Source organism: Flavobacterium sp., from assembly GCF_027531905.1.
GTDB lineage: Bacteria > Bacteroidota > Bacteroidia > Flavobacteriales > Flavobacteriaceae > Flavobacterium.
Map to the genome: position 1 here is coordinate 1 of NZ_JAPZSU010000073.1, position 12,158 is coordinate 12,158.

Below are 12,158 nucleotides of genomic sequence, written 5' to 3' on the forward strand. Positions count from 1 at the left end.
GTAGTGGAAAGCCCACAGGCTAGTGTAGTGATAACGAAACTAGTCGAGGACTTGTAGCGGATAGCCCGGCTCCTTATATATAGTAGCACCATACTTCTGGTGTAAAAACAAACTTGTCTATATATAAGGAGAACGCCCAAACATTACTCGTAACGAATCGCGCGAACTGGAGAGATACGGGTGATGATATAGGAAGGTAATAGTAAAACCACAAAGCAAACAACAACCGTCATTAGATTAAGCAGCACAATGTATCCTATATTGATATAAACCGGCGCTTGATTTACATAGTAATTCTCTGGATTGAGTTTTACGATTCCAAAATACTGTTGCGCTAGTAGTATTAAAATCCCAATAAGGTTCCCCCAGAACAACCCTCTTACGATTAAGTAATAGGCATTGTAGAGGAATATCTTTCGAACGGACCAATTATTTGCTCCTAATGCCTTAAGTATTCCTATCATTTGAGTGCGCTCTAAGATAAGCACTAACAATGCCACCACCATATTAATAGTAGCCACAAGGATCATGACTACAAGAATGACTATAATATTTATATCGAAAAGTTTTAACCAGTCGAAAATATAACTGTATTTTTCCACAATAGTTCTACTATCTAAAGTAGAAGAAGTTTCTTGATATACTTTTTCGCCTACACTTTCTATGGCGTTGAAATCTTTGACAAACACTTCGAAAGCACCAACTTGATTTGTTGTCCACTTATTCAATCGTTGTACATGTCTAATGTCGCCTAAAATATAAGAGGCATCAAATTCTTGAAATCCGGAATTAAAAATACCAACAATTTTAAAATTCCTGACATTATACCCATTGGATTTCATAAAATAGGAATGAAAAGAATCTCCCAACTTCAATTGTAATCTTGAAGCAATAAACTCAGAAAGTACTACTTCTTGATTTAGCGCACCATTTACCGCAGGCAATCTGCCTTGCACCATATATTCCTGAATATATTTCCACTCATAATCCTTCCCTACCCCTTTGAACATAATTCCTTCAAAAGCAGTTTCGGTTCTAATAATTCCTGTTTTTACAGCAACGGCCTGAACATGTGCTACTTCAGGAATTGTTTTGAATTTTGGATAAAAAGACTGTTGCAGAGAGACGGGAACCAAAGTAGCTTCGGATTGATTACTGTCGAAGTTAGTAATGACGATATGACCATTGAAAGCGGCAATTTTTTCTCTTATCTTTTCTTGTAAACCTATACCAGTTGCTACGGAAACCATCATCATTATGATTCCGATAGCAATAGCAGCAATGGCAATATTTATAATCGGTGCAGAAATACTACTTTTATAGTCACGAACCGTAATCAATCTTTTCGCAATAAAATATTCTAACATCAAGAATGGGTGAATTAAATTAAATCAACAATTTATGCCCTCTACAAAGGAAGTTTCTTTTTCATTTCCTCAACAATATTGTATACTGCGGGACAAATTGGAATGTTTTTTAATGTAATATCCGATATTTGTTGAAACTTCTTTCTGTCTGTATGAGGAAATTCTCTACATGCTTTGGGGCGCACTTCATAAATAAAACAAGTATTATCTTGATCTAAAAAAGCACAAGGCACTGTTTGCAAAACATAATCATTATCTTCGTCAACGCGAAGATATTGAGCCATAAATTGTTGAGGCTTTACCCGCAAATGTTTTGCAATACGTTCAATATCGGCAATTGTAAATAAGGGGCCAGTAGTTTTACAACAATTTGCACAATCTAAACAATTTGTTTTTTTGAATTCGTTGTCGTGCAGCTCTTGCATGACATAATCCAGATTTTTTGGTGTTTTCTTTTTCAGCTTATCGAAATACTTTTTGTTTTCGTTATGCTTATCTTTGGCAAGTTTCTTTATTTCCGATAAATCAGGCTTCAATTGCATGGCTTCTGGTTAAATCACAAAAGTAAGCTTAAATCACTAATAACCCATAAAATGAAAGACCTTTTTGGACAAGCCATACATGATTATTACTTTAATAATCATCCAGAAAATTTAATAACCGAAACCTCAATCACTGAAGAAGATGAAATGGAGGTGAGCTATCTCTTTAGATCATTTGAAAACATGCCTGTACTTGAACAAAAAGCCATCGAATTATCAAAAGGAAAAGTGCTCGACATTGGTTGTGGTGCAGGAAGTCATAGTTTAGTTTTACAAAACAAACTGCACTTAAACGTTACAGCAATTGATCTTTCAGAAAAAGCGATAGCAACCTGCATTAGTAGAGGAATAAAGCAAACGAAAGTATGCCATATTTTAGATTTGGAAGAAAATGTGCGATACGACACAATCTTGTTATTAATGAATGGAACTGGAATTTTTGGAACGTTAAATGAAGTTCCAAAGTTTCTAGACAAACTAAAAAAATTACTTCAACCCAACGGACAAATACTAATCGATTCCTCAGACATCATTTATATGTTTGACGAAGATGAAGATGGTGGAAAATGGATCCCTGGAACGAGCTACTACGGGGAAATAACTTTTAAATTACGATATAAAAATCAAACCGAGGACGAATTTCCTTGGCTGTATTTAGACTACAATACCCTACAAAATGCTGCTAATGCAAATAATCTAAATTGCGAGTTAGTGATTGAAGGAGCGCATTTTGATTATCTAGCCAAACTAACCCTATAAACCATGAATAAAAAAGAACTAGAAAAACTTCAATATCCTATTGGGAAATTTGAAGCCCCAAAACTTTACACTAGAAAGTATTTGGAAGAAAAAATAGAAAAAATTGAGCATTTCCCGAAAATCCTCAAAAATGAAGTTCATACTTTAAGTGAAGTACAATTAAACACACCGTATCGCCCAGAAGGTTGGTCAATAAGACAAGTTATTCATCATTGTGCCGATAGCCACATGAATTGCTTTATAAGAATAAAATGGGCTTTAACCGAAAATCAACCTGTAATTAAGTATTATGAAGAAGCGCTGTGGGGAGAAGGAATTGACAACAGAACGATGCCTATTGAACCTAGCTTGCAGTTATTAACCGGATTGCATTTTCGACTAGGCTATGTGCTTAGAGGTTTAAAAGAAGAAGAGTTACTCAAAACTTTTATCCATCCCGAGCACGGAAAGATTTTTTCAATACAGGATATGATTGGTATGTATGCCTGGCATTGCGAACATCATTTAGCACAAATTACTGAATTAAAAAAGAGGAAAAAATGGTGACCCTTTTTTCCTCTTTTCTATCGCATTTGAATTTACCTAAAGAACAGAATAAGCCGAAACAAGCTTAAAAGTCATTGAGTCTTACTGCTGAAATAACTTAAGGTATATTTAAATACTTATGCGTTTGTAACGAAACTCTCCATTTTGGATTATTCATAACGTAATCCACAATTAAAGGAGTCATCTCTTCCTTTTTGCTCCACTCTGGTTGCAGAAAAAGCAATGCTTTGCTATTCACCTTTGCCGCCTGTTCTTCGGCAAAAATAAAATCATGCTTATTAAAAATGATTACTTTTAATTCATCTGCATTATCATAAACCGTTTGGGTAGGTAATTTATTTTTTTTTGGCGACAAACAAATCCAATCCCAAGTTCCTGATAATGGATAAGCGCCAGAAGTCTCGATATGTATTTTTAGCTTATGTTCTTTTAACTTAGAAGTTAACAAAGACATATCCCACGTCAAAGGTTCTCCTCCTGTGACAACAACAGTATCTGCATATTTTACAGCGTTAGCCACTATATTTTCAATAGGAGTTGGAGGATGAAGCTCAGCGTTCCAACTTTCCTTAACATCACACCAATGACAGCCCACATCACAACCACCAATACGAATAAAATAAGCAGCAGTACCCGTATGACTTCCTTCTCCTTGAATGGTGTAGAATTCTTCCATTAAAGGCAACATCGCCCCCTTATTAACTTCTAATTGAATTTCTTTTGATAACATTTTTTTCTTTTAAAATGCAAAGATACTATTTTAAAGCCTTAGGATTAGTAATTGCAATAAAAGTTAGCAAATTGAAGCACTAAATAACAAAAAAAGCGATAACCTAACGGCTATCGCTTTATAAATTTAGAACGAGTTTCCTATTTTAAAGTAGCTAATGATTTAGTAGCATAATCATTTGTAGGATCAATTGCTAATGTCTTATTAAAATATTCTACTGCTTTTGCTTTATCCTTATCAGCATAACTTGCAGCAAGATTATTATAACTTTCAATCACTTTAGTTTTATGATTAGCATTCGCTAATTCCCCTTTTTCGGTAAGCTTAGCAATATACGCTTCATAGTACTTAATAATCAAATCTTCATTTTCAGCTAATCTGTTTATACGAGCTTTATACAAGAAAGCGTCTTGGTAAGTAGGTGCAGCTGTAACCACTTTATCCAAAGCAGCATCAGCATTTTTCAATTCATTTACATCTGCTTTTACATCTTTTTTACTGTTAGCATAAAATATTGAAAGTGCATAGTAAATATTATCGTCAACATAGTTTTTATCTTCAGCATTTTTAGTCCCTAATTCAAAAATTGAAGCTGCCTCTTTGTAAAACTTTTTAGAAAATAATTTTTTTCCAATATCATTCAAGTCTTCAGTAGCCAAAGGTTCTAATTCAAGAGCTTTTTTTAAGTCTATTAAACCGCTAGCATACATTGTTTGATCAATTGTAAGACCATCCGCAGCAATTGATTTTTTGAATTTAATTTCAGCTAGATAAATATAATCTTTAGCAATAATTTTGCTGTTTGGATTAGTAATAAAGCTTTCTAGGGATTTTAATGCAACATCAACATTACCATTTTCAAATGCTGAATAAGCTAGATAACGGAAAATTCTTGGATTAACTTTATCTAATTCAATCATTTTATTTGCTTCTTTTTCAAGCTCAGTCCAGTTTTTCAATAAAACTAAAAAGTCAGCTCTTCTCATTCTAGAAGCTAATGAATAATCAGTTAACGACATATATTTGTCATAGTTCGAAATCGCCAACTGCATATTCTCAGCAGATTTAGAAGGTTTATTTCTTCCCCATTTATAGTAAGTCTCTGCAAGCTCTCTGTAAACAGGACCATAATTAGGGTTAATTGCAATTACTTCATTAAAAGCATTAATAGCTAAATCGTAGGATTTTGCACCTTTCAACAAAACACCTAATTGCATTTTGGCTCTCAACATTGTTGGGTCAATTTGAAAAGCACTACGGTAAGCTGAATACGCTTCATTTTGTTTGTTCTCTAGATAATATGCATCTCCTAATGCTAACAAAAGTTCTGCATTTTGAGGGCTGTCAATTTTAGCTGTTTCAAGAATTGCTATTGCATTTTTAAAATCAGGCTTAGAAATATTCATATAAGCACGAGCAATATAAGTAGGCACTGTTGCATCCTTACGTTTAGCATCTTTAATAGCAATATCAAAGTTACTTTGTGCTGCAGTTTGATTTTTAGCTTCTAAATCTAATTGTCCTAACCCAATATAGTTAAGTTTAGCCCCATCAGAACCAGCAATTCCTTTTTGGTAATATATTTTTGCAGAATCTACTTCTCTCTGGTAGGTGTACACATTCCCAAGTAAAAAGGAAGCTGTTCCATTAGAAGGTTTAGCCTGCAAAACAGCTTTCAATATCTTTTTAGCCTTATCAAACTGTTCTGCATCAATTGCTTTCTTAGCTTGATCAATATCTTGGGCATTAGCCAAAGAAAAGGCAGCAAAAAAAGCAACACTAAAAAATTTTAATTTATTCATCGTCTTTACAATTAATTTATAGTTATTCTTTAACATTTTCAATCTCATTTCTGACATTAAACTTTCTTCCCGGTACTCTCACCGGTAACAAGCCAGATTTAAGCACAATTCTTTGTCCGACATCTCCAGCAATAAATGAAGCAAATCCCATTCCAAGACCCGAATATCCTTGACAATTTACAATATACAAATCACGTGCCAATGGATAAGTCCCCTCTGCAATATTATTTTGTGTAGGACTAATAAAAGTCTTCCCTTTTAAACCCTTTACACTCAAAACACTTACATTTTGCAAATATGGCAACATATTCTGAGAGGGTTCAGATATCCAATTCATTCCTATCACACCAATCATTCCGTCATTCTCAGCAACAAACTTAATCACTTCCTCATTTGACTTGAACGAATACACCCCTTTTTCAGGAAGCGCAGCAACCCCAGCGAGTGTTTTGATATAACTAACTGTACTTGAATTAGGATTGTCAAATATTAACCCTTTAATGCCCGATTTGTTAGTTCCTTTTATAAAATCTATAACGTCACTTATTGCTATTAAAGTATCACTAGCTGTTTTATTTCTAACAAAAGTAATGGCATCCTTAGCAAAAATAGTGATTTTTGGAATAATCTTTTTTTGCTTAAAATTATTTTGCTCCTTTTCTGTTAAATTTCTAGTTAAAACTGCAACACCCGTCTTAGCATTAAACAAATCGTTTAACGTTTCAGCTTCAGATTTAGGTACTAACTTTATAGTAGCATCATACTTATTTTGAAAAACGTCAGCCTGAGCTTCTAACAAAGGCAAAATAGTTTCATCAACAGTTATAGCAACATTTCCTTTTAAAATTGTCTCTTCGTTTTTATCATATTTACATGACACCAAGAGTACAAAAAAAACCAATAGTAAACTTACTTTTCTCATATCTTTACAAGTTATTTGTTAGGGTACATATGTAATGCATCGCTAATTTTATTCGATTAGTACGCATTTAATTTATTAGGTAATTATTTCCAACAAAACTGTTTTCAATGGCGAATTCATTGCATTTATTTATTCGCATGATAAAACCTTTGAAAACGAATCAAAGCATAAACGATTAGCAAAACGCCTAAAGCAATTCTATACTTAAACTCCATTTCCAATGGAAATTCTTTCCAAAAAATAACCGCTAAACCCAAAACCAAATATAAGAGAAAAAACACTATCCCTATAACGAGAAGAAATCGCTCTTTAGGCGATTTCTTCTTCATATTATCAACTAAATTTGGAGACATTATTCGGCTGATTGAATAGCAATTGGAAGAGAGTATAACACCCTAACTTTTTTACCATTTTGTTCACCAGGAATCCATCTTGGGCATTTGTTCAAAACTCTAATCGCTTCTTTTCCAGTTCCGTATCCAATATCTCTCAATACTTTGATATCAGTTAAAGAACCATCTTTCTCCACCACAAAAGTTACATACACTTTTCCTTTTAACCCTTCTTCTTCAGGAGTTTGGTAATTATTACTAATAAACTTGTAAAATTTCTCCATACCACCTGGAAACTCAGGTTTTTGTTCAATACCAGCAGTGTTGTATACCGTGTTATCCTCTTCAACCACTGCTGCAGTACCAGTTCCAACTGGCTCATCAACTGTTGAAACAGCATCTGGATCTCCTTTAATTGTTTCAGCACCAATGTTTTTGTCTTTGATTTGCTTAACTTCAACAATCTCTTCAACCACTTCCTCTGCTTTAGCCACAACTGGTTTCACAAATTTAACTTGATCTATTTTAGGTTTTGGAGGTGGCGGCGGTGGAAGATCTGGTTTTTTCTCCTCCTGTTTCTTAGGTGGTAATTTAACCGCTGTAATTTTTACATCAAGATTTTCATCATCATCAGAACCGCTAGGCAACAAACTTGCAATAAGAGGTGCACTAACTGCTAGACTGAAAACGACTGCGCCCATAATAAGTGCTCTCATTGAAGTCTTACGATTTGATTTTCTCAATTCGTAAGCCCCATACAGTTTGTTACGTCCTTCAAAAACGATATCAAGCCATTGATTTTTTAATATATCTAATTTCATATTTCTTAATTATTAGGTTATTAACAAAATAGTTTCACTATTTTGCCGCTAACAATTTTGTTTCTTCCGGCGTAAACTCGTTTACAATAGCATAAGTAGGTACATCTACAATAGCCATCTCATCTAAAATATCTACTAAATTTTTATATGTAGATTTTTTACTTGGTTTTATAATTACAATAATCCCATTCTTAGGTTTTCCTTTAGAAGCAGAATATTCTAATACTGATTGTCTTCTAGATAACAATTCTTTACGAATACCATCTTTACCATAAGTAAAATCTTTAGGAGCAGAAAGAGGCGCAGTAATCATACCCATGTAAGATACTAACTTTCCATTCTCACCTAACAGAATAGTCATAGTACGATTTTCATCAACCTTAATATCCTTATTATCCTCTGGTTTATCTGCTTTATCTGGCAACCCCAAATTCATCGATTGGGGTTTAGACAGTGTTGTCGTCAACATGAAGAAGGTAATCAATAAGAAGGCCAAATCCACCATGGCAGTTAAATCCACCTTAGAATTTTGTTTTTTACTTCTTACTTTTCCACCACCTTTTTTGCCTCCACCACCGGTATTTAATTCAGCCATTATAGTGTGTCTTTATTAATTAAAAATTCTTTCCTCTTAAACCAGTAACCAAACTAAAGTTGTTGATTTTTTGATCTTGCAAAATATCCATTACTTGTTTAATCGTACCGTATTCTTCTTTAGCGTCTCCTTTGATTGCTATTTCCAATTCTTTATCATTGATATCAATGTTAGCACGTCTTGCATTTAAAAGCCATTCTTTTAATTGATTGTCAAGTGAATCCTTTGGAATTCCTGGTTGACCCGCTTTTGCTCTATCCGATGCTTTCATATCTAAAATTTGTTTTAGATTTTGAAGAGGCACACCAAAACTTTCCATTAAGGCGAATTTGTTAGTGTCATCATCAGAAAACTCCATTTCGTACTTTTGTCCCATTAATTCAAGAGTCTTTTTACGTACTTCTCTTCCTTTTAAGTCAAAAAACACTTTCCCTTTACCAATAGTGATTGTCGCTAAATTATCTGTAGGCAATTTTGTTTGCACTGTAGATTGTGGCGTATCGACTGGTAAAACTTCAGGAGCTTTAGCGGTAGCAGTCAAAATAAAGAATGTTAGCAAAAGGAACGCAACATCACACATCGCGGTCATATCAATAGATGTGGATTTTTTTCCTCCTTTAGTATTTAATTCTGCCATTTTCTTTGTTTTATTTTATATTAAATTCAGAGATTTTATTTTTATAACTCTAATTTAATACTAATTATTGTTTTAAGCTACCTCTAAATTTTCTGTAAGTATTAACGATAGTTGTACCTGCCTCATCGATAGAATAAGTTAAATCGTCAATTTTAGAAGTAAAGAAGTTGTAAGCAATAATTGCTAATACAGAAGTAGAGATACCAGTAGCTGTATTGATAAGTGCCTCAGAGATACCATTTGCAAGAGCCGCTTGGTCAGGAGTACCAGCAGTTGCTAACGCACCAAACGCTTTAATCATCCCTGTTACCGTTCCTAACAAACCAGCAAGCGTTCCTAAAGATACTAATGAAGAAATAATCGTCATGTTTTTCTCTAACATTGGCATTTCTAATGAAGTAGCCTCTTCGATTTCTTTGTGGATCGTTTCAGAAGCTTCTTCACTGTTGAATCCTTCTTTCTTAACATCTTGGTATTTTACCAAAGCAGATTTAATTGCATTAGCTACAGAACCTTGTTGTTTGTCACAAGCAACGATAGCTTCGTCAATTTTTCCTTCTTTAATATCCCCTTGTACTTTTTTCATAAAAGTATCTAAATTTCCTTTACCAGCAGCTTTAGAGATTACCATATATCTTTCGAAAGAAAACACAATAACCATTAATAATAATCCCATCAAAACAGGAACGATAGGACCTCCTTTATAAACCATTGCTAAATAATTCCCTGGTAGTGGATGACCTGTATTTACTCCCCCTTCAAAGTTAGCACCGTCCCCCATTACAAAAGTCCATACTAACCATCCTACAAAAACACATGATAAGATAATAATTCCTGAAACCATTCCTCCTCCATTTGAAGTGCTTTCTTTTTTTGCTTTAACGTTTGCCATTTTTTTTAATTTTAAAAATTTTAAATAATTTATTTTTTGTTATAATAAACTTGTAGAAAGGCAAATTTATATGTTTAGTTCAAATAAAAAAATTTTTTTTACGCTAAAATTCGAAGTTATGATTTAAAAAACAAACCAACTCCAGGTGTTTTCAAAAATATTCTTAGTAAAATTAATTTTTTAACAATTTATATTCAAAAATACACTGTGAAATAAAATCAAATATAAGAATATAGCAACATTAAAAAAGCATTAAAAAAAACGAGATTCCTACAAATTTATGACTAATGGCCACATTATCCCTAAGTATACTAGATTGCAACATTTGAAAAAAAACTTTAACTTGGCAGTACTAAAACACACCAAAAATGAGTAGAGTATCTGAATTTAAATCTTCTATTTCGGAGGGTTATACCACTAAAGGAGAAAGCATTATATTGGGAGGAGCCATTATAGACGGAGAAGCTGTTGCTGATACTTTTGTAAAAATTCCCTTAAAAACCTTGAATCGCCATGGCTTAATTGCCGGAGCCACGGGAACTGGCAAAACAAAGACCATTCAGGTGCTATCTGAGCAGTTATCGTCATATGGCATACCCGTTTTGATGATGGACATCAAAGGAGACTTTAGTGGAGTAGCCATGCCTGGAGAAGAAAAATCTTTCATAACTGAAAGACACTCCAAAATAAACCTCCCGTTTCAACCCGCTAGCTATCCAGTAGAGCTACTTTCCTTATCAGAACAAAGTGGCGTGCGATTAAGAGCTACGATATCTGAATTTGGTCCCGTCCTTTTTTCACGGATATTGGATTTGAATGATACCCAGGCCGGAGTAGTCTCAGTGATTTTTAAGTATTGTGATGACCATCAGATGCCGCTTTTGGATTTGAAAGACATCAAAAAAGTCATCAATTACATTACCGAAGAAGGAAAAGATGAAATTGCCAATGCCTATGGAAAGATATCAACGGCTACAACTGGAACTATCCTTAGAAAAATCATTGAATTAGAACAGCAAGACGCTGATTTCTTTTTTGGTGAAAAATCTTTTGAGATTGATGATTTAATGCGAATTGACGAAACTGGAAAAGGATATATCAACATTCTTCGCCTCAATGACATTCAGGATAAACCTAAATTATTCTCCACTTTTATGCTGAGCCTTTTAGCGGAAATTTACCAACAGATGCCCGAGAAAGGAGACTCGGAACAACCCGAATTGATATTATTCATTGATGAAGCACATTTAATCTTTAATGAAGCCAGCAAAGCTTTACTAGAACAAATAGAAACTATTGTAAAACTGATTCGCTCTAAAGGCATCGGGATTTACTTTATTACTCAAAACCCAATGGATATCCCAAGTGGCGTTTTGGCTCAATTAGGGTTAAAAATTCAACACGCCTTGAGAGCCTTTACCGCCAACGACCGTAAATCCATCAAACAAACCGCCGATAATTACCCGTCTTCCGACTTTTATAAAACCGAAGAAATCTTAACCAGTTTAGGAATTGGAGAAGCTTTGGTCACTGCTTTGAACGAAAAAGGCATCCCTACTCCACTTGCAGCCACTATGATGAGAGCTCCAACAAGTCGTATGGATGTATTGACAGAAAGCGAAATACAAGCTATAAATTCTAAATCCAAATTAGTCAAAAAATACAGTGAGCTTATTGACAGAGAAAGCGCTTATGAATTATTGACTCAGAAAATAAATGCCGCTCAAGAACAAGCCACACAAGCAGCCACTGAAACCAAAGAAGAAAAAACTTCTTCAGGCCCCAGCACCACTGAAGTAGTCACAAAATCTGTTTTGAAAGTAGTAACAAGTGCGACCTTCATACGCGGAGCCTTTGGAATTTTGTCCAAATTATTTAAGAAATAAAAGCTTTATAATTATTAGGGCGTGCCCCCAAGTTAAGCGATTTGAGATTTTAGCGGTAGCTAACTCAATGTCATTAAGTAAGAGATTTTAGATTGAAGATTAACGATTCTTGACCCGAGCGATAGCGAACTGGCGAAGCATTTTAGATTTTGGAGCAAGTGAGTAAAAATTATATGATTTTCAACATTGTACTTCCCTAATTAGAGTTGACCGTTTTTTAATTGTTTATCTTTCATTTTAGTCTTTTGGCTAAAACGGGAAATAACTTTTGGGCTTAATTAAAAAGCCGAAAAAAGTTATTCTCGTTTTATGCCACGTTATATTTTC

General features: G+C 34.1%; 12 protein-coding genes. 3 read left to right on the forward strand and 9 right to left on the reverse strand.

The window, feature by feature from the left end; genetic code table 11:
* Nucleotides 1-143 precede the first annotated feature (143 nt).
* Nucleotides 144-1,370, reverse strand: a complete 1,227-nt coding sequence (locus tag O9307_RS14520) for an FtsX-like permease family protein (protein WP_298300715.1) — start codon at nt 1,368-1,370, stop codon at nt 144-146.
* 38 nt (nt 1,371-1,408) lie between these two features.
* Nucleotides 1,409-1,903, reverse strand: a complete 495-nt coding sequence (locus O9307_RS14525; RefSeq protein ID WP_298300718.1) for a YkgJ family cysteine cluster protein — start codon at nt 1,901-1,903, stop codon at nt 1,409-1,411.
* A gap of 57 nt (nt 1,904-1,960) precedes the next feature.
* On the opposite strand from O9307_RS14525, the gene O9307_RS14530 reads away from it, so the two are divergent.
* Nucleotides 1,961-2,668, forward strand: a complete 708-nt coding sequence (locus O9307_RS14530; RefSeq protein ID WP_298300721.1) for a class I SAM-dependent methyltransferase — start codon at nt 1,961-1,963, stop codon at nt 2,666-2,668.
* A 3-nt stretch (nt 2,669-2,671) separates the two neighbouring features.
* On the forward strand, nt 2,672-3,214 hold the full coding sequence (locus O9307_RS14535) for a YfiT family bacillithiol transferase (RefSeq protein ID WP_298300723.1): 543 nt from the start codon (nt 2,672-2,674) through the stop codon (nt 3,212-3,214).
* 97 nt (nt 3,215-3,311) lie between these two features.
* On the opposite strand, the gene O9307_RS14540 is transcribed toward O9307_RS14535, so the two are convergent.
* The 7 genes from O9307_RS14540 to O9307_RS14570 form a co-directional block, all read right to left on the reverse strand.
* Entirely contained in the window at nt 3,312-3,944 is a 633-nt protein-coding gene (locus tag O9307_RS14540; RefSeq protein WP_298300726.1) for a 7-carboxy-7-deazaguanine synthase QueE, read from the reverse strand.
* Between the two features lie 140 nt (nt 3,945-4,084).
* Nucleotides 4,085-5,746 (reverse strand): tetratricopeptide repeat protein, encoded by a 1,662-nt coding sequence (locus tag O9307_RS14545; protein WP_298300729.1) that lies wholly within the window; start codon nt 5,744-5,746, stop codon nt 4,085-4,087.
* A gap of 22 nt (nt 5,747-5,768) precedes the next feature.
* Nucleotides 5,769-6,668 (reverse strand): substrate-binding domain-containing protein, encoded by a 900-nt coding sequence (locus tag O9307_RS14550; protein ID WP_298300732.1) that lies wholly within the window; start codon nt 6,666-6,668, stop codon nt 5,769-5,771.
* 352 nt (nt 6,669-7,020) lie between these two features.
* Nucleotides 7,021-7,821: an energy transducer TonB gene (locus O9307_RS14555; RefSeq protein WP_298300734.1), complete on the reverse strand. Its 801-nt coding sequence runs from the start codon at nt 7,819-7,821 to the stop codon at nt 7,021-7,023.
* Between the two features lie 37 nt (nt 7,822-7,858).
* A complete protein-coding gene (locus tag O9307_RS14560) occupies nt 7,859-8,416 on the reverse strand; it encodes a biopolymer transporter ExbD (protein WP_298300737.1) in 558 nt (185 codons plus the stop codon).
* A gap of 19 nt (nt 8,417-8,435) precedes the next feature.
* Nucleotides 8,436-9,053, reverse strand: a complete 618-nt coding sequence (locus O9307_RS14565; RefSeq protein ID WP_064714204.1) for a biopolymer transporter ExbD — start codon at nt 9,051-9,053, stop codon at nt 8,436-8,438.
* A gap of 64 nt (nt 9,054-9,117) precedes the next feature.
* A complete protein-coding gene (locus tag O9307_RS14570) occupies nt 9,118-9,945 on the reverse strand; it encodes a MotA/TolQ/ExbB proton channel family protein (protein WP_298300741.1) in 828 nt (275 codons plus the stop codon).
* A 368-nt stretch (nt 9,946-10,313) separates the two neighbouring features.
* Here O9307_RS14570 and O9307_RS14575 point away from each other — a divergent pair, with 368 nt between their 5' ends.
* A complete protein-coding gene (locus O9307_RS14575) occupies nt 10,314-11,831 on the forward strand; it encodes a helicase HerA-like domain-containing protein (protein ID WP_298300744.1) in 1,518 nt (505 codons plus the stop codon).
* Nucleotides 11,832-12,158 lie beyond the last annotated feature (327 nt).